Annotated in this window: 23 protein-coding genes; 13 read left to right on the top strand and 10 right to left on the bottom strand. The window is 71.6% G+C overall.

Going from position 1 to position 22,318, the window contains the following annotated elements:
- Positions 1-65: 65 nt before the first annotated feature.
- Complete coding sequence (locus ACLJQE_RS31690) at positions 66-1,013, bottom strand: EamA family transporter (RefSeq protein WP_410643192.1); 948 nt, start codon at positions 1,011-1,013, stop codon at positions 66-68.
- Positions 1,014-1,177: 164 nt separating this feature from the next.
- Between ACLJQE_RS31690 and ACLJQE_RS31695 the strand changes: the two genes are divergently transcribed.
- Entirely contained in the window at positions 1,178-1,639 is a 462-nt protein-coding gene (locus ACLJQE_RS31695) for a hypothetical protein (protein WP_410643193.1), read from the top strand.
- Here the strand turns inward: ACLJQE_RS31695 and wrbA are convergent.
- Both wrbA and ACLJQE_RS31705 read right to left on the bottom strand, forming a co-directional pair.
- Positions 1,636-2,250, bottom strand: coding sequence for an NAD(P)H:quinone oxidoreductase (wrbA, locus tag ACLJQE_RS31700; RefSeq protein ID WP_410643194.1), 615 nt, complete (start codon positions 2,248-2,250; stop codon positions 1,636-1,638). The two genes, ACLJQE_RS31695 and wrbA, sit on opposite strands and share 4 nt — an antisense overlap.
- Positions 2,251-2,283: 33 nt before the next feature.
- On the bottom strand, positions 2,284-3,099 hold the full coding sequence (locus ACLJQE_RS31705; protein WP_410643195.1) for a lysophospholipid acyltransferase family protein: 816 nt from the start codon (positions 3,097-3,099) through the stop codon (positions 2,284-2,286).
- A gap of 153 nt (positions 3,100-3,252) precedes the next feature.
- Between ACLJQE_RS31705 and ACLJQE_RS31710 the strand changes: the two genes are divergently transcribed.
- Together ACLJQE_RS31710 and ACLJQE_RS31715 are read left to right on the top strand one after the other, a co-directional pair.
- Positions 3,253-5,745 (top strand): DNA translocase FtsK, encoded by a 2,493-nt coding sequence (locus ACLJQE_RS31710; protein ID WP_410643196.1) that lies wholly within the window; start codon positions 3,253-3,255, stop codon positions 5,743-5,745.
- 40 nt (positions 5,746-5,785) lie between these two features.
- On the top strand, positions 5,786-6,220 hold the full coding sequence (locus ACLJQE_RS31715; RefSeq protein ID WP_410643197.1) for a hypothetical protein: 435 nt from the start codon (positions 5,786-5,788) through the stop codon (positions 6,218-6,220).
- Between the two features lie 100 nt (positions 6,221-6,320).
- On the opposite strand, the gene ACLJQE_RS31720 is transcribed toward ACLJQE_RS31715, so the two are convergent.
- Entirely contained in the window at positions 6,321-6,755 is a 435-nt protein-coding gene (locus ACLJQE_RS31720; RefSeq protein WP_410643198.1) for a phospholipase, read from the bottom strand.
- A gap of 90 nt (positions 6,756-6,845) precedes the next feature.
- Positions 6,846-7,364 (bottom strand): amino-acid N-acetyltransferase, encoded by a 519-nt coding sequence (locus ACLJQE_RS31725; RefSeq protein WP_410643199.1) that lies wholly within the window; start codon positions 7,362-7,364, stop codon positions 6,846-6,848.
- A gap of 87 nt (positions 7,365-7,451) precedes the next feature.
- Here ACLJQE_RS31725 and rimO point away from each other — a divergent pair, with 87 nt between their 5' ends.
- The 7 genes from rimO (at position 7,452) to ACLJQE_RS31760 (ending at position 14,578) form a co-directional block, all read left to right on the top strand.
- On the top strand, positions 7,452-8,888 hold the full coding sequence (gene rimO, locus ACLJQE_RS31730; protein WP_410643200.1) for a 30S ribosomal protein S12 methylthiotransferase RimO: 1,437 nt from the start codon (positions 7,452-7,454) through the stop codon (positions 8,886-8,888).
- Positions 8,885-9,526, top strand: coding sequence for a CDP-diacylglycerol--glycerol-3-phosphate 3-phosphatidyltransferase (pgsA, locus tag ACLJQE_RS31735; RefSeq protein WP_410643201.1), 642 nt, complete (start codon positions 8,885-8,887; stop codon positions 9,524-9,526). The genes rimO and pgsA overlap by 4 nt, the downstream gene beginning before the upstream one ends.
- 14 nt (positions 9,527-9,540) lie before the next feature.
- Entirely contained in the window at positions 9,541-10,074 is a 534-nt protein-coding gene (locus ACLJQE_RS31740; protein ID WP_410643202.1) for a CinA family protein, read from the top strand.
- A gap of 99 nt (positions 10,075-10,173) precedes the next feature.
- Positions 10,174-10,632, top strand: coding sequence for a helix-turn-helix domain-containing protein (locus tag ACLJQE_RS31745; protein ID WP_167454979.1), 459 nt, complete (start codon positions 10,174-10,176; stop codon positions 10,630-10,632).
- A 232-nt stretch (positions 10,633-10,864) separates the two neighbouring features.
- Positions 10,865-11,704 (top strand): PspA/IM30 family protein, encoded by an 840-nt coding sequence (locus ACLJQE_RS31750; protein ID WP_410643203.1) that lies wholly within the window; start codon positions 10,865-10,867, stop codon positions 11,702-11,704.
- Between the two features lie 20 nt (positions 11,705-11,724).
- Positions 11,725-12,711, top strand: a complete 987-nt coding sequence (gene pspM, locus ACLJQE_RS31755; protein ID WP_410643204.1) for a phage shock envelope stress response protein PspM — start codon at positions 11,725-11,727, stop codon at positions 12,709-12,711.
- A 457-nt stretch (positions 12,712-13,168) separates the two neighbouring features.
- The gene (locus ACLJQE_RS31760; RefSeq protein WP_410643205.1) at positions 13,169-14,578 is read left to right on the top strand and encodes an amidase family protein; all 1,410 of its coding nucleotides are present in this window, start codon (positions 13,169-13,171) and stop codon (positions 14,576-14,578) included.
- Here the strand turns inward: ACLJQE_RS31760 and ACLJQE_RS31765 are convergent.
- The 5 genes from ACLJQE_RS31765 to ACLJQE_RS31785 form a co-directional block, all read right to left on the bottom strand.
- Positions 14,544-15,587, bottom strand: a complete 1,044-nt coding sequence (locus tag ACLJQE_RS31765; protein WP_410643206.1) for a quinone-dependent dihydroorotate dehydrogenase — start codon at positions 15,585-15,587, stop codon at positions 14,544-14,546. The genes ACLJQE_RS31760 and ACLJQE_RS31765 overlap by 35 nt on opposite strands.
- A gap of 65 nt (positions 15,588-15,652) precedes the next feature.
- Entirely contained in the window at positions 15,653-16,213 is a 561-nt protein-coding gene (locus tag ACLJQE_RS31770; protein ID WP_410643207.1) for a GNAT family N-acetyltransferase, read from the bottom strand.
- 408 nt (positions 16,214-16,621) lie between these two features.
- Positions 16,622-17,653 (bottom strand): adenosine deaminase, encoded by a 1,032-nt coding sequence (add, locus tag ACLJQE_RS31775; protein WP_410643208.1) that lies wholly within the window; start codon positions 17,651-17,653, stop codon positions 16,622-16,624.
- 123 nt (positions 17,654-17,776) lie between these two features.
- A complete protein-coding gene (locus ACLJQE_RS31780) occupies positions 17,777-18,586 on the bottom strand; it encodes a DNA-formamidopyrimidine glycosylase family protein (protein WP_410643209.1) in 810 nt (269 codons plus the stop codon).
- 3 nt (positions 18,587-18,589) lie between these two features.
- Complete coding sequence (locus ACLJQE_RS31785) at positions 18,590-19,483, bottom strand: ParA family protein (RefSeq protein ID WP_410643210.1); 894 nt, start codon at positions 19,481-19,483, stop codon at positions 18,590-18,592.
- 106 nt (positions 19,484-19,589) lie between these two features.
- On the opposite strand from ACLJQE_RS31785, the gene ACLJQE_RS31790 reads away from it, so the two are divergent.
- The 3 genes from ACLJQE_RS31790 (at position 19,590) to ACLJQE_RS31800 (ending at position 22,304) form a co-directional block, all read left to right on the top strand.
- Complete coding sequence (locus ACLJQE_RS31790) at positions 19,590-20,315, top strand: methyltransferase domain-containing protein (protein ID WP_410643211.1); 726 nt, start codon at positions 19,590-19,592, stop codon at positions 20,313-20,315.
- A 107-nt stretch (positions 20,316-20,422) separates the two neighbouring features.
- Entirely contained in the window at positions 20,423-21,637 is a 1,215-nt protein-coding gene (dinB, locus tag ACLJQE_RS31795; RefSeq protein WP_410643379.1) for a DNA polymerase IV, read from the top strand.
- A gap of 262 nt (positions 21,638-21,899) precedes the next feature.
- Positions 21,900-22,304 carry a DUF3040 domain-containing protein gene (locus ACLJQE_RS31800; protein ID WP_410643212.1) on the top strand — a complete coding sequence of 135 codons (405 nt, stop codon included), beginning with the start codon at positions 21,900-21,902 and terminating at the stop codon, positions 22,302-22,304.
- The last annotated feature ends 14 nt before the right edge of the window (positions 22,305-22,318 follow it).

The raw sequence follows: 22,318 nt of genomic DNA on the forward strand, positions 1-22,318 counted from the left end.
GTGGATCGCGAGATTTTCGCACCCGGCGGCGACCCGGTGCAGAATTTGCGCAACGGCTCGCCGGCTCAGCGGGTGAGGACCTCCGAGTTCCGCTGCACGACGTACGCGCCGCTCAGCAGGATCGCCGCCCCGAGCAGCTGCGGCCACGCCAGCTGTTCGCCCAGCAGCACCCACGCCGCGACCGTCGTGATCACCGGTTCGACCAGCCCGAGCACGCTCGCCACCGACGCGGGCAGGTGCCGCAGCGCCGAAATGCCGCAGACATACGCGACGACCGTCGCCACCAGCACCAGCAGGGTCAGCAGCAGCCACACCGGCGGGTGCCAGGCGCCGAACTCGACCGGCACGTCGAGCAGCCCGGCCGGCCACGTCCACGGCGGTGCGACGAAGCTGATCGCGACCGCGCCGATCACCATGCCCCAGGTGACGAGCCCGAGCGGGTCGATGTCGGCCACCGCGCGCTCGCCGAGCAGGAAGTACCCGGCCGAACAGAGCGCCGCGCCGAAGCCGGCCAGCAGGCCGAGCCCGTCGAGGGTGACGCCTTCCCAGACCTGGGCCACCAGTGCGAGCCCGGCCATGGCCAGCGCGATGCCGCCCCAGACCGCCCGCGGCAGCCGGTGCCGCCGCACGAACCGCACCCACAGCGCGATGAGCACCGGCGAGACGAACTCCAGCAGGATGGCGATCCCCACCGGGATCCGGCCGGCGGCGACGAAGTACAGCAGCTGCACGCCGGCCACGCCGAGCAGGCCGTACCCGGCCAGGACGGGCAGCTCCGTCCGGCGCACCCGCAGCTTCCGCGGCGCGACCAGCGCCACCCCGGCGAGCAGCACGACGCCGGCCAGCGCGATCCGCGCCGCGGCCACCTGCTGCGGGGTGATCCCGGCGGACATCGCGGACTTGCCCAGTGCACCCGACGTGCTGAAGAACAGCGCGGCGAGCAGGACATAGGTGGTCCCGCGGCCCCGGTGAGCGACCCGGGGTGGCGCGAGGACGGGGAGTTCGGTGGTCACCGTCGCGACTGTAGGGGCGCCCGTGTCACCGCCGAAGTGATTTTCCCGGTTACCCCGGGTCCCGGGTCGGCTGTCCGTTTCGTTACGTCCGGGTGGCAACCGGGGGCCGGGGGGAGGGCGTCTTCCAGGCATTGCCGTGCAATGAATTCCAGAGGTGAAAGCAAATGCGAAGAATTTCCGCCACCGCGGGGGTGGCCGCCGGTTGCCTGCTGCTGTCGCCGAGCCTGGCTTCGGCTGACGAACCGTACCCGGGCAAACCGACGTCGATGAACGTCACGGTATCGGGAACCTCGGTGACCATCACGGGTACCTGTGCCGCCAGTGGCATCAAGGCCGAAGCGAGTTACTACATTTACCGCGGCCAGCAGCCGAGGCAGTCGGGTGTGATGACCAAGAACGGGAAAAAGTACTCCATCACGTTCACCGGGGTGCTGCCGGGAGATCACTGGGCCATCATGCGTTGCCTCGATGGCGGTACCGGCCACGACTGGCGAAAGTTCACCGTCGGGATGCCCGGCACGCCGACACCCACCAAGCCGGCGCCGAAGCCCACCAAGCCGAAGTCCGCGCCGCAGGTCGTGGTGAAGCCGCAGGGTGCGCCGCAGACCGGCGGTGGTGTCGGTTAGCCGGTGCGCTTCAGGCCGGTCGCGATGTGCGTCGTGATGGTGGCCAGCCGGTGGCCCTGCAGGCGCAACGCGTCGAGTGACACTTCGTCGGGGGCCGCCGACTTGCGGGACACGAACGAGCCGCCGTACGGGTTGCCGGACTCCTTCAGGTGCGGGTCGGTGTAGCCGAGCGGGACGACGATCGCGCCCCAGTGGTAGAAGACGTTGTTGATCGCCAGCAGGGTGGACTCGAGACCGCCGTGCGCGGTGGACGCCGTCGTGAACGACGTGGCGACCTTGTCCGCCAGCTTTCCCTGTGCCCACAGGCCACCCGTGCTGTCCAAATAGGACTTGAGCTGGGCGGCCGGCCCGCCGAACCGGGTCGGGCTGCCGACGGCGAGCCCGTCGGCCCACTCGAGGTCGGCGAGCGTGGCGAGCTCGTGGTGCGGGCCGGCGTCGACCCAGGCCTGCCAGCGCGGGTTCCGCGCGATGGCGTCGGCGGGCACGGTTTCCGGCACGGTCCGCACGCGCACGTCGGCCCCGGTCTCGCGCGCGCCCGCGGCGAGGCCTTCGGCGAGGGCGGCGGTGTTCCCGGTCGAGCTGTAGTAGACGACGAGTATCCGTGTGCTCACGTCGCCGACTCTAGGCGCGTGCGCCCGCGCGTCTCACGATCCGGACGTCGGCTTCCAGGGGCTGACCGTGTCGGTCGGCCGCGTCGGGTCGTGGAACCGGGGCCGGTCGAGCTCGTCGCGGCGCAGCGGGACGAGGCCGTCGGTGATCGCCTGCATGATCTTCGCGTGCGCGCGCACCCCGGCGCCCGGCCGCAGCGCGTCGACGTCCGAGAGGTCGACGGGGTCGCCGAAGTGCACGCGGAACCGCGGACGGCGCAGCGGCGCGCTGAGCCCGGAGCGGGCCAGCGGGATCAGGTCGGCCGGCCCGTTGACGGTCTCGGTGCCCCAGTAGACGGCCTCGTGCGCGCCCCACTGGCTGATCGGGATCACCGGCACCCCCGCCGCCAGCGCGAGCCGCGCCGCGCCGGTCTTGCCGCGTTCCGGCCAGAGGCCGGGGTCGTGGCTGATCCGGCCCTCCGGGTAGACGATGATGGGCTCGCGGGTCGTCTTCATCGCCTCGACGGCCTCGGCGAACTGCCCGACGGCGGTCCCGGCGTGCTTGCGGTCCACCCGCAGGTGCCCGCTGACCCGCAGCGCCGGTCCGATCACGGGCGCGTCGAGGATGCCGCCGGCCAGCATGAACCGCGGGTTGATGCCGATCCGCTTGCACGCCGCCATCAGCACGAAGGCGTCGAACACGCCGATGTGGTTCGCGGCCATCAGCAGTGGCCGTCCCCGCAGCTGCGCGGGCACCCGGCCGCTGACGGTCAGCCGCCCGACCAGGTTCACCAGCCCCCGGTCGATGTTCAGCATGGTCCGCCAGATGGCGGGAGCACGGCGAGGCGGTTCGGCGGTGCGCAGCGCGAGCATGGGCAGAGCATGGCAGACGTCGATTTCACCCGTTTGCGCACTCGCCGGATCGGTTCACCCGGATGGCCGCTCAAGCGGCTGTGAGGCAGAAGTTCACCCTGGGCCGAGAGTGGCGCACGGGACGAACGGCGACGGCCGGTTACCGTAACAGGCATGGCTGGGTCGGCGACGAGGAAGAGAAGCACGGGAAGCGGCGCGAAGGGGACAGCGGCGCGTAAGCCGCGTACATCCGCGAAGCCTCGGACGTCGTCCGCTCGCAAGCCTCCGCCACGCTCGCGCCGCAAGACACCCGGGCTCTTCGGGAAGGGCGTCCGCGGTACCTGGAACCTGCTGGCCAAGGGCCTGGGCACGCTGGCCCGCACGGTCGGGCGCACCCGCGAGCTCGAGCCGGAACACCGCCGCGACGGGCTCGCGCTGGGCCTGATGGCCCTGGCCATCGTCGCGGCCGTCGGCGTCTGGTGGCGGGCGGCCGGGCCGATCGGCACCGGGGTGGAGATCGCCACCCGGACCGTTCTCGGCGCCGGGGCCGTCACACTGCCGCTGGTGCTGGTCGTCGTCGCCGTCGCGCTGATGCGGTCCGAGCCGCACCCGGAGACGCGGCCGCGGATGGTGGTCGGCACGATCATGGTCGTCCTGTCGGTGCTCGGGATGCTGCACATCTTCACCGCGCTGCCGGACACCAACGACGGCCGGATGTACGCCGGCGGCGTCGTCGGCGCCTTCTCCGGCGGCCTGCTCACCATGGGCGTCACCAGCTGGGTCGCCGTGCCGCTGCTGATCCTCGCGCTGTTCTTCGGCGTGCTCGTGTTCACCGGCACGCCGGTGCGCGAGATCCCGCACCGGCTGCGGCACTGGGGGCTCGACGAAGACGAGATCGCCGAAGCCGAGGCGCAGCGCCCGGGCTTCGCCACCGACGAGGAGAAGGTCACCGAGGCCGACCCGAAGTCCGCGCGGCTGCGCAAGCCGTCGCGCCGGCGCCAGAGCGGTGACGCCGGCGAGCAACTGGACCTCGACGCCGCCCTCGCCGAGGCGCCGACGCCGATCAAGCCGCCCAAGGCGTTGCCCAAACCGCCGCCGGCCGAGGTGCCCGAGAAGAAGCCGAAGAAGGCCCCGGAACCGCCGCTCGCGGTCACCCGGACGGTCGAGGGCGACTACCAGCTCCCGCCGCCCGACCTGCTGAAGCTCGGCGACGCGCCGAAGTCCCGCAGCAAGGCCAACGACGCCATGATCGAGGCGATCACCGGCGTGCTGGAGCAGTTCAACGTCGACGCGCAGGTCACCGGCTTCACCCGCGGCCCGACGGTCACCCGCTACGAGGTCGAGCTCGGCCCCGGCGTGAAGGTCGAGAAGATCACCGCGCTGACCAAGAACATCGCCTACGCGGTGGCCACCGACAACGTCCGCCTGCTGGCGCCGATCCCCGGCAAGTCCGCGGTCGGCATCGAGGTGCCGAACTCCGACCGCGAGATGGTCCGGCTGGGTGACGTCCTGCGTGCGCCGTCCACCGTCAAGGACAACCACCCGATGGTGATCGGCCTCGGCAAGGACATCGAGGGCCACTTCGTCACCGCGAACCTGACGAAGATGCCGCACCTGCTGGTCGCCGGTTCGACCGGTTCCGGTAAGTCGAGCTTCGTCAACTCGATGCTCGTGTCGCTGCTCGCGCGCGCGACGCCGGACGAGTGCCGGATGATCCTGATCGACCCGAAGATGGTCGAGCTGACGCCGTACGAGGGCATCCCGCACCTGATCACGCCCATCATCACCCAGCCGAAGAAGGCCGCCGCCGCGCTGGCCTGGCTGGTGGAGGAGATGGAGCAGCGCTACCAGGACATGCAGGTCAACAAGGTCCGGCACATCGACGACTACAACAAGAAGGTTCGCTCGGGCGAGATCACCGCGCCGCCCGGGTCCGAGCGCGAGTACCGGCCGTACCCGTACATCATGGCGATCGTCGACGAGCTCGCCGACCTGATGATGACCGCCCCGCGCGACGTCGAGGACGCGATCGTCCGGATCACCCAGAAGGCCCGCGCGGCGGGGATCCACCTGGTCCTGGCCACGCAGCGGCCGTCGGTCGACGTCGTCACCGGCCTGATCAAGACCAACGTGCCCTCGCGGCTGGCGTTCGCGACGTCGTCGCTGACCGACTCGCGCGTGATCTTGGACCAGCCGGGCGCGGAGAAGCTGATCGGCATGGGCGACGCGCTGTACCTGCCGATGGGGGCGGGCAAACCGGTCCGCATCCAGGGCGCGTTCGTCGGCGACGAGGAGATCTCCGCGGTCGTCAACTACGCCAAGGAGCAGGCGCAGCCGGACTACCAGGACGGCGTCACGGCCCAGAAGGCGGGCGAGAAGAAGGAGATCGACCCGGACATCGGCGACGACCTCGACGTCCTCCTGCAGGCGGCCGAGCTGATCGTGACGTCCCAGTTCGGCTCGACGTCGATGCTGCAGCGCAAGCTGCGGGTCGGGTTCGCCAAGGCCGGCCGCCTGATGGACCTGCTGGAGAGCCGCGGAGTGGTGGGCCCGTCGGAGGGTTCGAAGGCCCGCGACGTCCTGATCAAGCCGGAGGAACTGGAGTCGGTCCTGTTCATGATCCGCGGCGGCGGCCCAGTGGACGCCGACACCGGGGAGGACGAGTAGCCGGTGCAACCCGCACCCCGGTCCGTTCCGTCCTGACCACGTGGACCTACCGCGATTCGTAGCCGGACTGCTCGCCTTCGCCGTCGTCACCGTGGGCGCCGGGAGCTCCGTCGCCGCCGGGCAGTCCGGAGATCCCGGGCCTGCCGCGGCGTCTTCGAGCACCGTCAGCACGCCCGCCGGGCACGACGTCACCCTGCGGCTCGGTCAAGAGGCCGCCGTGCAGGGGAAGGATCTCACCGTGCGCTACCTGCGGGTCGTCGCCGACTCGCGGTGCCGGCCCGGGATGCAGTGCTTCTGGCAGGGGGAGGCCACGCTCGCGTTCCTGCTGAAGGAGCCCGGCCGCGGTGAGAGCACCACGGCCGAGCTGCACAGCGGTCCGCGGACCGGTCCGCAGGCGACGTCGTTCGCCGCCAGCCGGGTCGAGCTGGTCTCGGTCAGCGAGGACGGCGGGGCGGCCACCGTCCGGATCAGCTGAGCGGCCTCCGCCTCCCGCGTGAGGTGGTACGTCGTCAGCGTCGAGCCCAGCCCGCGCGAACGCAGCGCCAAGCGCCCGGGTCGTGCCCGGGCCGCCGGGGTCAGCCGCCGAACTTGCGGACCGCTTGGTAGTAGGTCCAGGCGGCACCCTTGCAGGCGACGTTGGACCCGCAGACGCTCTTCAGGTCGGTGTAGAGGTTGTCGTCGATCTTCAGCCGGTTCGCCGCGGTGAACCGGCTCTGCTTCTTGTAGTTGCGGTAGCCGAAGTCGTGCCGGTGGCAGCCCGGCAGGAACTGCCAGCCGAACGGTGTGTCCGGCGACCACGAACAGCCGTCGGACGACCAGTCGAGCAGGCCGGCGTACGGCGCCTGGTTCCGGATCGTTTCGAACCCGGACAAGGACGTCGAGAAGAGGTACTGGTCGGTGACCGCCGGAATGTCGGCGGCCGCCGCGGTGCCGGTGCCCAGCAGGGCGCCCGCGCCGACAGAAACGGCCACCGTCACGGTGGCCCCCAGGTTCCGCAGTGTCGTGCGCATCGGTGTTTTCCTTGCCGATCGGTGGACGAGTGCCCGATCAGCTTCGGACCTCGACGTGGCGCACGTCACCGCCCGAAAGGAGGTTTTCACTCAGAGTTCGAGCAGCATGCGGGAGTTGCCCAGGGTGTTCGGCTTGACGTAGGGCAGGTCGAGGAACTCGGCGACGCCCGTGTCGTGCGACCGCCGCATCTCCTCGTAGACCTCGTGCGAGACCGGGGTGCCGTCGATCTCCACGAACCCGTGGCCGGCGAAGAAGCTGGTCTCGAAGGTCAGCACGAACAGCCGTTTGAGACCCAGCTCACGCGCCTCGTCCACCAACCGGGCGACGAGCACCCGCCCGACACCCTGGCCGCGGACGGCCTTGTCGACCACGACGGTGCGCAGCTCGGCGATGTCTTCCCAGAGCACGTGCAGCGCGGCCGCGCCGACCACGTCGTCACCCACTTCGGCGACCCAGAACTCCTGGACGTCCTCGTACAGCGTGACCAGGTCCTTCTCCAGCAGGACGCGGCCCGCATCCGAGTCGACCAGGGCCTTGATCTTGCGGACGTCGGCGATCCGGGCGCGGCGGACGGTCGGGTGGGGCGAGTCGGACGGCACGATCGTCAAGCCTGCCACACGGCCCGGCGCGCCGGTTGTCACGACCGGGCTACGCCGTCGTCGGGCCGCCGGGGCGCGGCGGCTACCCTGAACGTCGTGCCTTCCCCTGCCACGGACCCAGCCGCCACCCGACGCGTCTCCCTGCTGACCCTGGGCTGCGCCCGCAACGAGGTCGACTCGGAGGAGCTGGCGGGCCGGCTCGCGGCCGGCGGCTGGGAGCTGGCGCCCGATCCGGAGGACTCCGACGTCGTGGTGGTCAACACCTGCGGCTTCGTCGAGTCGGCCAAAAAGGACTCCGTCGACACGCTGCTCGCCGCGTCCGACACGGGCAAGAAGGTCGTCGCCGTCGGCTGCATGGCCGAGCGCTACGGGCACGAGCTCGCCGACAGCCTCCCGGAGGCCGACGCGGTGCTGGGCTTCGACCACTACGCCGACCTCTCGGCCCGGCTCGACGACGTCGTCGCCGGCCGCAAGATCGCCTCGCACACGCCGGGCGACCGCCGCAAGCTGCTGCCGATCAGCCCGGTCGAACGGCCCGCCGCCGCGGACACGGTCGAGGTCCCGGGGCACGCGCAGCACGGCTGGGGTCCGCGGGTGCTGCGCACGCGTCTGGACGACTCGCCGGTCGCCGCGCTGAAGATCGCCTCCGGCTGCGACCGGCGCTGCTCGTTCTGCGCCATCCCGTCGTTCCGCGGCTCGTTCGTCTCGCGGCAGCCCGACGAGATCGTCGCCGAGGCGCTGTGGCTGGCCGAGCACGGCGTCAAGGAGCTGTTCCTGGTCAGCGAGAACTCGACGTCCTACGGCAAGGACTTCGGCCGCGACGGCGCCACCGCGCTGGAGCGGCTGCTGCCGCGCCTGGCGGAGATCGACGGCATCGAGCGCGTCCGCGTCTCCTACCTGCAGCCGGCCGAGACGCGCCCACAGCTGGTCAAGGCCATCGCAACCACGCCGGGTGTCGCCGAGTACTTCGACCTGTCCTTCCAGCACTCCAGCGAGCAGGTGCTGCGCCGGATGCGCCGGTTCGGTTCGACCGACTCGTTCCTGGCGCTGTGCGAGCAGATCCGCGAGTACGCGCCCGAGGCGGGCATCCGGACCAACGTGATCGTCGGCTTCCCCGGCGAAACCGAGCACGACCTGGCCGAGCTCGAGCGGTTCCTGACGGGCGCGCGCCTCGACGCCGTGGGCGTCTTCGGCTACTCGGACGAGGACGGCACGGAGGCCGAGACCTTCGACGGCAAGCTCGACCCCGCCGAGGTCGCCGCGCGCGTCACCCGGATCTCGGGGCTGGTCGAGGAGCTGACCGCGCAGCGCGCCGAGGACCGGATCGGCACCTTCGTCGACGTCCTCGTCGAGCTGGACGACGACGGCGAGCTCACCGGTCGCGCGGCGCACCAGGCGCCGGAGGTCGACGGCGAGTGCGTCATCCTCGACGCGCCGGAGAAGGTGCAGGTCGGCGACTTCCTGCGGTGCGAGGTCGTCGACTCGGCGGGCGTGGACCTGATCGTCCGCGCGGTACCGGACGCCGACCGGTGAGTGCGCTCCCCAGTGACGCCGCCGACGAGGGCCTGACCCACGACGCCCCCGCACAGGTCCCCGAGCCGACCCCGGTCCCGACGCTCAACGTCGCGAACCTCCTGACGCTCTCGCGCCTGGTCCTGGTGCCCCTGTTCGTGCTCGCGCTGTTCGTCGGCGACGGCCACGACGCCACCTGGCGCGCGATCGCGACCGGGCTGTTCGCGATCGCGTCGGCCACCGACCAGCTGGACGGCTGGGTGGCCCGCAAGTACGGCCTGATCACCGACTTCGGCAAGATCGCCGACCCGATCGCGGACAAGGCGCTGACCGGCGCGGCGCTGGTCGGGCTGAGCGTGCTCGGCGAGCTGGGCTGGTGGGTCACGATCATCATCGCGGTCCGCGAAGTCGGCGTGACGCTGCTGCGGTTCTGGGTGATCCGGCACGGCGTGATCCCGGCCAGCCGGGGCGGCAAGGCCAAGACGATGGCCCAGATCGCGGCGATCGTGGCGTACCTGCTGCCGCTGCCGGCCGGGGCGGACCCGGTGCGGTGGGCGTTGATGGGGCTGGCGCTGGTGCTGACCGTGGTCACCGGGGTCGACTACCTGGTGCGGGCGGTGCGGCTGCGGGCGGCCGGACGCCGGGTCACCGGGAGCTGAAGGTGGGCGCGGCCGTGGGAGACGAGCAGGCCGCTGCCCTCGTCGGCGCCCTGATCGCCCGGGGCGAGACCGTCGCCGCCGCCGAGTCGCTCACCGCCGGGCTCGTCTGCGCGACCCTGGTGCGCGTGCCCGGGGCCAGCGCCGCCCTCCGCGGTGGCCTGGTCGTGTACGCGACCGAGCTGAAGACCGCACTGGCCGGCGTCGATCCCGGGCTGCTGGCCGAGCACGGCGCCGTCCACCCCGAAGTGGCCGCCCAGCTGGCCGAGGGCGCCCGCGACCGGTGCGGTGCCACCTGGGGTCTCGGGCTCACCGGTGTGGCCGGACCGTCGGCGCAGGACGGCGTCGAACCGGGCACCGTGCACGTCGGGCTCGCCGGGCCGGGAACACGCGCACCGCGTTTTTCGGGAGCTCGGGTGGCGGAGCCCCCCACCCGAGGCGAAGGCTCGTTTGTCACAGTCCGTACGCTGGCCTTGACCGGCGATCGGGACTTGATCAGGACCGAGTCGGTCTTGGCCGCGTTTGCCCTGCTCGGGGAACATCTGGCCTGAAACACGCGTTCGCCCTTGGCGTACGTGTACCCCAACTCCTGCGCCCGGGGCGCCGCTCTGGGTAACGTAGGGGGTACTTGTTCGGAAGGGAGGCGCGTGATGACCGTGCTGTTGCGTGAGGCGATCGGTGATCGGCTCCGTCATGCCCGCACCAACCAGCGTCGTACGCTGCGCGACATCTCCCGCGCCGCCAGGGTCAGCCTCGGCTACCTCTCGGAGGTGGAGCGGGGCCAGAAAGAGGCGTCGAGCGAACTGCTGGCGTCCATCTGCCAGGCCCTGGACCTTCCGCTCGGCGAACTGCTGCACAACGTTGCGGCGGACGTATCGGCTCTCGACAACGTCGAGGTCCCACCGGTCGACGAGCGGATCGTGGAGGGTGCACCCCGGGAGAAGCGGGGTGCCGAAGCCTCGGCAGCCGGCATCGAAGGCGGCCGCCTGATGTCCGAGCTGATCGGCAACGACCTCGCCGACCTGCGGGTTTCCCCGGCGCCGCGGATGAACACGACGCTGCGGACGACGATCGGCCAGCCCAAGCTGGCGTCCACGATCGCCGCCTAGTAACGGATCGGACACGACAACGGCCCCGGGCAACCCGCCCGGGGCCGTTCGCGTTGCCTGCTCGGGGTGATCAGGGCGATCCCTGAATTCCGCCGGGTCGCCTGGAACGGAAGTGGCCGACCTGACACGATGGAACCCGACGCCGGGGTTCGAGCGTTGCATCAGCAGGGGAGCGACGCCCCACCCCGAGGATCACTAAGGCCCGTGGGACGCAAGAAGGCAGGCGGAGGAGATGGCCAACCCGTTCGTGAAGTTCTGGAAGTACATGATGGCGGCATTCTCGTCGAAGATCGACGAGCACGCCGACCCGAAGGTACAGATCCAGCAGGCCATCGAGGAGGCGCAGCGCAACCACCAGGCGCTGACGCAGCAGGCCGCCTCCGTGATCGGCAACCAGCGGCAGCTGGAGATGAAGCTCAACCGGCAGCTCGGCGAGGTCGAAAAGCTCCAGGCCTCCACCCGGCAGGCGCTCGTCCTCGCGGACGAAGCCCGCAGCAAGGGTGACGAGACGAAGGCCGTCGAGTTCGAGAACGCCGCGGAGAGCTTCGCGACGCAGCTCGTCACGGCCGAGCAGAACATCGAGGACCTGAAGACGCTGCACGACCAGTCGCTGCAGGCCGCGGCCCAGGCCAAGAAGGCCGTGGAGCGCAACTCGCAGATGCTGCAGCAGAAGCTGGCCGAGCGCACCAAGCTGCTCTCGCAGCTGGAGCAGGCGAAGATGCAGGAGCAGGTCTCCGCTTCGCTCAACCAGATGAGCCAGCTGGCGGCGCCGGGCAACACGCCGTCGCTGGAAGAGGTCCGCGACAAGATCGAGAAGCGCTACACCACCGCGCTGGGCTCGGCGGAGCTGGCGCAGAACTCGGTCCAGGGGCGCATGATGGAGGTCCAGGCCTCCACGACGCAGCTGGCAGGCCACTCGCGTCTCGAGCAGATCCGCTCGTCGATGCGGGGCGACTCGGTCGCGCAGGTCACCGACGGCGGCAAGACGGCCAAGGCGCCGGCCAGCCAGTCCGACATCCAGCGGGAGATCCAGGCACGCGTGCAGGCCGAGCAGGGCAAGAACCCGGCCTGACGCCGAAGGGGGCGAGCACCATGGGGCAGCAGGGCAGACGACGCGACTTCAACGAGCTGAGCGCGAAGCTGGAGAAGCACATCGAGAAGCTGCCCGACTACGCCGTGCGCGCCCAGGAAAAGCTCCAAAAGGTGCAGAAGTACTTCCCGCCGGCCGACCAGGCCGGCGGGAAGCCCGCACCGCAGCGCCCGAACCCGCTGCAGCGGCCGCCGGCCCGGCGGCCCGACGTGACGGCCTCGCTGTCGGCCGTGGCCAGTCAGGTCCCGGCGTTCGCCGAGGCCAGGGCCAAGTGGGACCGCTGGAACCACCCGGCCGCGAAGCTCGAACGCCGCAAGCGCCGGACGTCCCGCGCGTTGACGCTGTGGCTCCTGCTGACGATCCTGTGCGGTGTCCTCACCGTGGCGGCCGGCCTGGGCTGGATGAGCGCCACGGGCGCGGCGATGATGCCGCAGGCGATCACCGCGTTCGCCGCGGCCGTCGTGTTCGGCACCTTCGGTGTCCGGACCGGCCTCAAGCTGCGTGAACTCAAGCGCACCCCGATCCCCGCGGCGCCGGCCGGACCGCCGCCGCTGCCACCCGCCCGCTCGGCCGCCCGCGAGCCGATGGAACGGCTCGCCGAGTGCGAGGCTTCGCTGACGGAGCTGCTGCGTCAGCTCTCGGTGCCGTCGTCGCTGGGGACGCCCCCGGTGTCGGAGGTGTCGGTGGCGGACGCCCGCCAGACGGCGACCGAAGCGGCGGCCGCGTTGCGCGGGCTGGCGAGCCGCATCCAGGCGATCGAGCGCGGCCGCGACTCGGCGCCCGCCCGCGAGAAGGCGGCCTTGGACGCGGCGGTGGCCAAGCTGCGCGAGCAGCTCGACGACGGCCTCGAGGGCTACCGCGGCCTGGTGGCCGCCGCCGGCCACACGGTCGCCGCGGCCGGCGACGGCCTGGTGACGTCCAAGCAAGCCCTCACCGACGCCACGGACCACCTGGCCGGCCTCGCCATGGCCCTCCGCGACCTCTCCTGACCCGCACCTCCGCGTGATCCACGCCGGAACTCGCGTGATCAGAGCCGGTACGGCCTCAATCACGCGAGTTCCGGCTCCAGTCACGTGAGTTCCGGCCTTGATCACGTGGGGTCCGGGTTCGGACACGCCGGTTTTGGGTGCTGTCACCCGGATTTGGGCGGGATTGGGCCGTTCGGATCTCAAACTCGGCCGTTCGAGGGCAGCCGGATGGCCGACCCGGGGGTTCGTCACCCGGCGTGCGTGATCGTGCGTTTCACCCCGGCGTCGCCCCCTGTTCACCTTCCGGGGCCGAAACCCGGGCGTAATCGGAAACTGATGGCTACGGAAACGTCCGCGCCCTAACGTTTCTGTCATGCATGCAGAGGTGTCACTCGCCGGGAGGCCCGCCGTGCACTGAGGTTCGCCGGCACCGACCGTACACAGTGGACTTTCTCGACCGCCGAGGAAAGGACGCCCCGTGAACACGCTCCCGCCGGACCCGGATCCCGTGTCGCCTGCCCCGCCCACCGCCTCCCAGCGCGTCATCGCGGCCTTCGAACGCCTCACCGAGGCCGCCCGCCCCGAACTCTGGACCACCCTCCGCGCCGTCGAAGACGTCCTCGTCGACGCCAAGGCCGTCGACGAACGCGTCAAGGCCGGTGAAGACCTCCCCCTGGCCGGCACGGTCATCGCCGTCCAGGACCTGATCGACGTCGCCGCGCAGCCGTCCGGCCACGGCGTCCCCGAACGCAGTGCCGCGGTGGTCACCCGGCTCACCGGCGCCGGCGCCGTCGTGCTCGGCAAGACCGGCGCCGCCATGATCTCCGGGGCCTGGGACCGCACCAAGACCGGTGGCAACGGCGCCGCGGTCGCCGTCGCGCTCGGCGTCGTCGACCTGGCGCTGAGCACCGGGGGTGCCGTCCCGGCGGCGCTGAACGCCGTCGCCGCGGTGAAGCCGACGCGGGGCCTGCTCCCCGCCGCCGACGGCGTCTCCGTCTACGCGAAAGGCCTGGTCGCGGCCCACCGCGCCCTCACGCTGATGACCGGCGGCGACCGCTCCTGGCCCGCCGACGTCCGCCTCGGCGCCGGCGAGCACCCGCGGATCGCCTACCCCGCCGGCCTTCCCCTCGGCGAGGCGGCGGGCCTCGCGCTCGCGACCGTCGTCGCCCGGCTGACCGCGGCGGGCGCCGTGCTCACCCCGATCCCGGTCCACGACCGGGGTTTCGACGGTTTCGACGCCCTTGTCGTGCCGACCGTGCCGGAGCACCCGGGGATCGCCGAAGCGCTGGCCGACCCGGCCGGCGTCGGCCACCGCCTGGCCGCCTGCACGGCCTTCGCGAACCTCCTCGACGTGGCCGCGGTGACCGTCCCGGTGCTGCCGGGCGACCGCCGCCCGTTCGGCGTCACGTTCCTGACGCGGGCGTTCGAAGACCAGATCGCCCTCGATCTGGCGACCGTCTGCACGGACGAGCCGATGACGCCCTACCCGGAGCCGGGGGAGGACGTGGTCGTGTTCGGCGCCCACCTGCGCGGCCAGCCGCTCAACCCCGAGCTCACCGCGCTCGGCGCCCGGTTCACCGGGCCGGTCCGGACCACCGACGCCTACCGGATGGTGCTCCTGGACACCGAACCGCCGCAGCCGGGCGTGCTCGCGGGCGGCACCGGGCTCGACGGCGAACGCTGGCGGCTGTCCCCGGCGGCGTTCGACCGCTTCGCGGCGACGCTCAAGGCGCCGTTCGTCCTGGAGCGCGTCGAGCTGGCGGACGGCTCCACCCCGCTGGCCGTGCGGTGCGACCCGGCCGCACAGGGCCCGGGCCTGGACCGCTACGAGTCCTGGCGGGGCTACCTGCGCTTCACGTCCACCGCCGGGCCGCGAGACCCCGGCTGACCCGGCGCACCAGGCCCGGCCCGTGCAGCGCGAAGCCCGTGTAGAGCTGCACGAGCGACGCGCCGGCGTCGACGAGCCGGATCGCGTCGTCCGGGCCCATGATCCCGCCGACGCCGATGATCGGCAGGCGCCCGCCGGTGTGGTCGTGCACGAACCGCACGACCTCGGCCGCGCGGGTGGTCAGCGGCCGGCCGGACAGTCCTCCCGCCTGTCCGGCCAGGCCGCTTTCCACGGGCGCGATGCCCTCGCGGGCCAGCGTCGTGTTCGTGGCGATGATCCCGGCGACGTCGTGCTCGAGCGCCACTTCCAGCAGCTCGGCCAGCGCGTCGTCGGTCAGGTCGGGGGCGACCTTCACCAGCACCGGTGCCGGCGAGCCGTCGCCGGCGAGCTCGAGGGACGTCGAACGCAGCTCGCCGAGCAGTTCGGCGAGCGCGGTGCGGTCCTGCAGCTGCCGCAGCCCCGGCGTGTTCGGCGAGCTGACGTTGATCGCGAAGTAGTCCGCGTACGGGTGCAGCGCGCGCAGCGAGAACCGGTAGTCCTCGACGGCGTCCTCGAGCGGTGTCACCTTCGACTTGCCGATGCTGATCCCCAGCGGGATGCCCGGCTTCCCGTCGCGCGCGAGCTTGGCCGCGAGCGCCGACGCACCGTCGTTGTTGAAGCCCATGCGGTTGATCACCGCATCGCTGGCGTGCAGGCTGAACAGCCGTGGCTTCGGGTTGCCCGGCTGCGCCAGCCGCGTCACGGTGCCGACCTCGACGAACCCGAAGCCGAGCGCGGCCCACGACGGCAGCGCGCGCCCGTTCTTGTCCATCCCGGCGGCGAGGCCGACGCGGTTGGGGAACAGCAGGCCCAGCACGGTCACCGGGTCGTCGACGCGGAACGCGCCACCCAGCGCGGGCGCGGCCTTCCCGAGCCGGGCCAGGACGCCGAGCGTGCGCTCGTGCACCAGCTCGGGGTCGTGGTGGGACAGCCGGTACAGCGCCGGGCGGACGATCTTGTCGAAGAACACGCCCCTATGCTGCCAAATCGCCCGGCAGCCGCGACCCGATGGGCACTTTCACGTGAAAGTGCCCACTAGGCGCGGGTCTTCCACTCGTCCTCGAGCATCGCGTAGATCAGCTCGTCGGCCCACTCGCCCTTGACGATCTCGCTCTCCCTGAGGTGCGCCTCGCGGCGCATGCCGAGGCGTTCCATCAGCGCGGCGGACGCGGTGTTCCGGCCGTGGCAGCGGCCGATGATGCGGTGCAGCCCCAGGTCTTCGAAGCCCAGCCGCAGCAGTTCGGTGGCCGCCTCGGCGGCCAGGCCCTTGCCGTGGTGGTCCGGGTGGAAGACGAACCCGATCTCGCCCTGGCGGTGTTCGCTGCTCAGCCACTCCAGGTTCAGGTCGCCGATCAGCTGCCCCGTCGCGGCCAGTTCGACCGCGACGGCCAGGAACTGACCTTCCTTCGTCAGCGTCGAGCTGTGCACCCGTTTCGCGAGCGCCGCGGCCGACTCGGCGCGGCTGCGCGGGCCCCAGTACAGGTAGCGGGCGACGTCGGCGCGGGACTGGAAGGAGTTCAGCGCGTCGAGGTCCCCGGACGTGAACGGGCGCAGGATCAGCCGCGCCGTGGTGATGGGGTAGTCGGGCCTGAGCATGCATCCAGGCTAGCGAGCATCAGCCGTCCGGGGGACGGAACGGCGAAACACTGATCGCCGGACGGTCGTCTTGCTACGCCGGGTGGCATGACCTGCACGAAAGAGTGAAATAAGGGACCCCCGGGGTTGCTCTCAGACGCCGTCAAACGTCCGAGCCCGAGCCGGACTGGTGCTCGGGAGCCCCGGGGGCACGGTGACTGCCTGGTATTCGCTATCAGGCACCACGTGAAGCAGGCGATGAGCCGAAGGTGGCTCGGTTGTATCGCTGCTCAAAGTCCTCCACGTACCATCCGCTAGCGGACAGTCACCTCACGAGTCCTGTTGGAATACAACTTAGGACCACCTCCTTTCTCGTGTACTTCCACGCTAGGCGAAGTCTGCGGGATCCGGCAACGTCATTTTGTGAAGTCACAGGCGAGAAGTCACAGCGGTGATCTCGGTCCGCAGGACGGCTTTCCGCTGCTCGTCGAGGAAGGACGCGTCGACGGCGTTCGCCGCGAGCCGGGCCAGTTCGGCCGCGGTGAGCCCGAGCGTCTCGCCGACGGCGACGTACTCGCCGGTGAGCGTGGCGCCGAACATCGGCGGGTCGTCGGTGTTGAGCGTCACGACCACGCCGTGGTCCAGCATCCGCCGCACGGGGTGTGCGGCGAGGTCCGGGACCTGGCCGGTCCGCACGTTCGACGTCGGGCACACTTCGAGCGGGATCCGGTGTGCCGCAAGGTGTTCGAGCAGGGCGGGGTCGGCCGCGCAGCTGGTGCCGTGGCCGATCCGCTCGGCGCCGAGGTCGTGCAGCGCGGACCAGATCGTGGCCGGCCCGGTCGTCTCCCCGGCGTGCGGGACGCTGTGCAGCCCGGCTTCCCGCGCCCGCGTGAAGTACGGCTCGAACTGCGCGCGCCCGACGCCGAGTTCCGGACCGCCGAGACCGAACGACACCAGGCCCTCGGGGCGTTCGCGCAGCGCGAACACGAGCGTCTCCTGCCCGGCCCGGATGCCCTTTTCGCCCGGAATGTCGAAACACCAGGCCAGTTCCACGCCCCGTTCGGCGGCGCGGGCCCGGCCGGTTTCGAGCCCGGTCAGCAGCTCGTCACCGGACATGCCGTCGAGCAGGTGGTTGTACGGCGTCACGGTGACTTCGGCGTAGCGGCAGTTGTGCGCGGCGAGATCCTCCGCGAGGCCGGTGACCAGGGTGTGGATGTCGTGGCGGTCGCGCACGAGCGAGGTGACCGCGAGGTACACGGTGAGGAAGTGGGCGAAGTTGCGGAAGGTGAAGAACTCCGCCAGCTCGCGTTCGTCGGTGGGGACGCCGGCGGCGGGCCGCCGCCGCGCCAGTGCCAGCACGGTCGGCAGGCTCGCCGAACCGACCAGGTGGACGTGCAGTTCGACCTTGGGCAGGGCGTGCGCGAACGCGCGCAGCGCCTGCCCGGTCAGGATTCCGGGCATGACTGAGCTCCCTGGGAGGTGCGGAAGAGGTGACGGAAGGAGCGCGCGGCTCAGGGAGCGAGGTCGCCGCGCTCGGTGTCGGCTCCGTAGAGCGGGAGCTTGAACGTCGTCACGTGCGCCAGCTTACTGCGTGGGGTACGGGCCCGTCTGGTCTTTCGGGCAGAACCACGTCGGCCGCCGCCGGACGTCCGCACCCTGCGTGCGGACCAGGAGCCTGCCGCCGCAGCGGAAGCAGCCCTGCCGGGTGCGCTCGTACACCCAGTTCTTGCGGTTGCGGTCGAGGTGGCCGGTGGTGCTCTGGTCGAAGCGCCCGGCCACGGCGTTGGCCAGCAGCAGCTTGCGGGCCAGCGCGACCGTGCGCTCGGCGTCCACTTCGGACACGGGCGTCCACGGCGTCACCCCGAGCAGGAAGGCGATCTCGCACTTGTAGAGGTTCCCGACGCCCGCCATCACGCGCTGGTCGAGCAGGGCGAGGCCGAGCTCGCGGGCCGGATCGGCCGCCAGCGCCGCGCTCGCGCGGGCCGCGTGCTCGTCCGTCCACTCCGGATCCAGCAGGTCCGGGCCGAGGTGGGCGACGAGGTCGTGTTCCTTGCTCGTGGCCACGAGTTTCAGGTCGTGGACGCGGAAACCGATCACCTGGACGTCGGCCGCGGTGAGGATCACGCGGGCGTGGTGGCCGGGGCGCCGCCACTTCGCGCCGGCCGGGTAGACGTCCCACATCCCGTCCATCATCAGGTGCGAGTGGAGGGTCAGGTCGCCGGAGAAGCGGGTGAACAGGTGCTTTCCCACTGTTCCGACGCCGAGCACCGCGCGCCCGGAGAGGTCCACAGTGGCCAGTTGCGGTACTCGGAATTCGCCGCGCAGCAACGTCTTTCCGGCCATCGCCTTGGCGAAACGCTGGGCGACCAGGAAGACGGTGTCACCTTCGGGCACGGCTCACCCCGCGGATTCGGTCACCTCGGCCGGCGCCTCGGGGGTCTCCGGGGCCGGGCCTTCTGGCCAGTCCGGGCCTTCGGGGTCCTCGCCGGCGATGCGGTGCCGTCCCGCCCGGTTCGAGCGCAGGATCTTCGCCAGCACCATGTTGAACGTCAGCGCGATCTCCTGGGCGCCCGGCGAGTGCCACTCGTGGATCGGGCTGCACGCGCCCTGGGCCTGCTGCACCGCGAGCCGGTCGGTGATCGCCGTCGGCATCACCAGCGAGCCGAAGTTCTCGCGCAGCTCGGCGATCCGGAACTGGTGCTCGTAGGAGCGCACGCGCAGCTTGTTCACCAGGACGCCGATCGGGCGCAGCTCCGGGTTGAGCTCCTTGCGGATCTTCTCGATCGCCTCCAGGGCCCGGGACGCGCCGGCGACGGCGTACATCGTGGGCTCCGTCACGATGAGCGCGCTGTCCGCGGCGACCAGCGCCGACTTCGTCAGGCGGCCCAGTGACGGCGGGCAGTCGAGGACCACCAGCTCGTACGGCGTTTCGCGGAGTGGGGTGCGGTGCAGCTCGTCCAGCGCGCGCGAGAAGTTCGCCAGGCGGTCGCTGTCGGCGTCCGGGTCGTTGAGCAGCTCCAGCTCTTCGGTGCCGACGAGGACGTCGACGTCTTCGCTCCAGACGCTCGGCGCGATCGCGCGTTCCAGCGTTTCCCGGGTGGGGGTCTCGAGCACGTCCGCGAGGGTGGCGTCGGTGAACGGCGGGTCGAGCGACGTGGTGGCGTTGCCCTGCGGGTCGAGGTCGACCACCAGCGTCCGCGTGCCCCTACGCAAGGCGGCGGACGCGATACCGAGAGCGACCGTCGTCTTGCCGACGCCTCCCTTGAGGCTGAGTACGGCGACCGTGTGCACGTTCACCAGCCTACGGGTGCGCGGGGGAGGCGCCGCCGGGCAAGGGCTGTTCACTCGAAGGGAGGAGCTCGGGAGACGGACGGCGGCGGGCACTACCCTGTGCGACATGAAGACGGAGACCGTGGCCGCCCGGGGTTCGGGTGCCGTCCGCCGGGTGCTCGAAGCCGAGCTCAAGGCCGCCCGTGCCCGGGGCGCCGAGCACCCTCGCGTGGTGGACGTGGGCGGTGGCAGCGGAGGCTGGGCGGTGCCGTTCGCGGCGGCGGGTTGCCGGGTGACGGTCGTCGAGCCGAGCCCGAACGCGCTGGCCACGCTGCAGCGGCGGGCCGAGGAGGAGGGCGTCTCCGAGCTGATCACGGTGATCGCGGACGACTCCGACGCGCTGGGCCGGTACGTCGAGGCCGGCTCGGCCGACCTGGTGCTGGCGCACGGCCTGCTGGAGATCGTCGACGACCCGGCGGCGGTGCTCTCGGCGCTGGCCACGGCGGTCGCGCCCGGCGGCGCGGTGTCGGTGCTGGTGGCGAACCGCCACGCGGCGGTGTTCCACCGCGCACTCGCGGGCCGGGTCGGCGAGGCCCGGCAGCTGCTCGAGAGCGCCGACGGGGTCATCCCGGGCGACACGGTGCTGCGCCGCTTTTCCACCGCCGGCCTGCGGGCCGACCTGGAGGCGGCCGGCCTGGAAGTCACGCTGCTGCAGGGCGATCGGGTGATCTCGGACCTGGTCGCCGGCGACGTCCGGGACGACGAGCTGGCGGAGTTCGAGCGGGTGGCGGCGGGCACGCCGGAGCTGCGGGAGATCGCCGGCCGGCTGCACGCGGTGGCGCGCCCGGCCTGACTCGTTCCACCCGGTTCGCCCGCCTTCGCCCGCCGGTGGTCCGAAACTGTCGGTGGTGGCCGGTAGCGTCCTCCGGCGTGGGGCGAAATGCTGAGTTGCCGGGCGGGATGAGCCGGTTCCGCGTCCGGCCGGGTGAGCCGGTGCCGGACGACACCGGGTGCGGGCTGCTGCACGTCGACATGGACGCGTTCTTCGTGTCGGTCGAGCTGCGGACCCGGCCCGAGCTGGCGGACCGGCCGGTCGTGGTGTCCGGGGGCGGGCCGCGGGCCGTCGTGGCCGCGGCGAACTACCCGGCGCGGAAGTTCGGCGTGCGCTCGGCGATGCCGTTCTCGACGGCGAAGCGGCTGTGCCCGCAGCTGATCAACATCCCGCCGACGTCGGGGCTGTACGGGGAGGTCTCCCGCGGTGTGATGGGCATCTTCCGCGAGCTGACGCCGCTGGTCGAACCGCTCAGCCTCGACGAAGCGTTCCTGGACGTCAGCGGGGCCTTGCGGCGCCTGGGCGCCACGCCGGCATCGCTGGGCGCGGAGATCCGCTCGCGGGTCGCGGCCGAACACGGGATCACCTGCTCGGTGGGGGTGGCGAAGGTCAAGTTCGTCGCCAAGCTGGCGTCGGGGATGGCGAAGCCGGACGGCATGGTCGTCGTGCCCGCCGCGGAGACGCTGGCGTTCCTGCACCCGCTGCCGGTGTCGGCGCTGTGGGGCGTCGGCGCGCGGACCGAAGAGCACCTGCAGCGCCTGGGCCTGGCCACGATCGCCGACGTCGCCGCGTTCCCACCGGAGCGGCTGAAGAAGTCGCTGGGTACCGCGGCAGGCGAGCACCTGTACCGGCTCGCGCACGGGGTGGACGAGCGGTCGGTGGTGGTCGACTCGCCGGAGAAGTCGATCGGCGCGGAGCACACCTTCGACGTCGACCGGCACGACCGGGCCGCGCTCGGGCTGGAGCTGCTTCGGCTCTCGGAGCGGGTCGGCGCGACGTTGCGGGAGCGGGGCGTGCGCGGCCGGACGGTCTCGATCAAGGTGCGGTTCGCGGACTTCCGGACGATCACCCGGGCCCGCACGCTGGTCTCGGCGACGGATGTGGCGCGCGAGATCCACGCGGTGGCCGTGGCGCTGCTCACCGAGCACGCGCCGGCCGGCGCGGTGCGGCTGATCGGCGTCCGCGTCGAAGGGCTGGACACGGGGGAGGCGGGGGAGCAGCTGGTGTTCGACTCGCCGGCACCGCGGTGGCGCGACGCGGAGCTGGCGGCCGACGTCGCGCGGTCGAAGTTCGGGTCGGCGGCGGTGCGGCCGGCGTCGCTGCTGGGGCCACGGGAGGGGTGAGGACGGACGGTGATCTTCGGCGTGGCGGCGTCCCCCACAACGGTGGTCGAGCTGCGAAACGGTCACGATCGGCGACGGTGACCGTCCGCAACGCCTGGTGGGCGGGATTTAGCCCAATTCGATCCCTTCTGGATGCGGGATCGGGTAGTCGTGCGGGCGCGGGCCTCGTATCCTGGACAGTGCCACCCCGCCTGGGGTTGGCTGTTGGGTCCAGGACGTTGCGCGGCCCGGCGCCCGCGACAGCTGTGCCGGAGGAGGAAAGATGCCACTCTCCGAGCATGAGCAGCGGCTGCTCGATCAAATCGAGCGCGAGCTCTATGCCGAGGACCCCAAGTTCGCATCCACGGTGCGTGGCACCCGGTTGCGTCGCCCCGCTCGCCGACGGCGTATTCAGGGCATCGCCCTGTTCGTAGTGGGCGTCGCCCTGCTGGTGCTGGGCGTGGTGGTGCCGCAGTTCCGGGTGGCCGACATCCCGCTGATCAGCGTGCTCGGGTTCCTTGTGATGTTCTTCGGAGTCATGTTGGCCGTCACATCGATTCGGCACGGCGCCGAGGGAGACGGCAAAGGCGGAGGACCGGGTGCCCGCGGCGGTAAGCCATCGGGTGGCCGGAGTTCCTTCACCCAGAGGATGGAGGAGCGCTTCCGCCAGCGCTTCGAGGAACAGTAGCGCCGCAAGACGAC

The sequence above is a fragment of the Amycolatopsis sp. lyj-346 genome (assembly GCF_046548975.1).
GTDB lineage: Bacteria > Actinomycetota > Actinomycetes > Mycobacteriales > Pseudonocardiaceae > Amycolatopsis.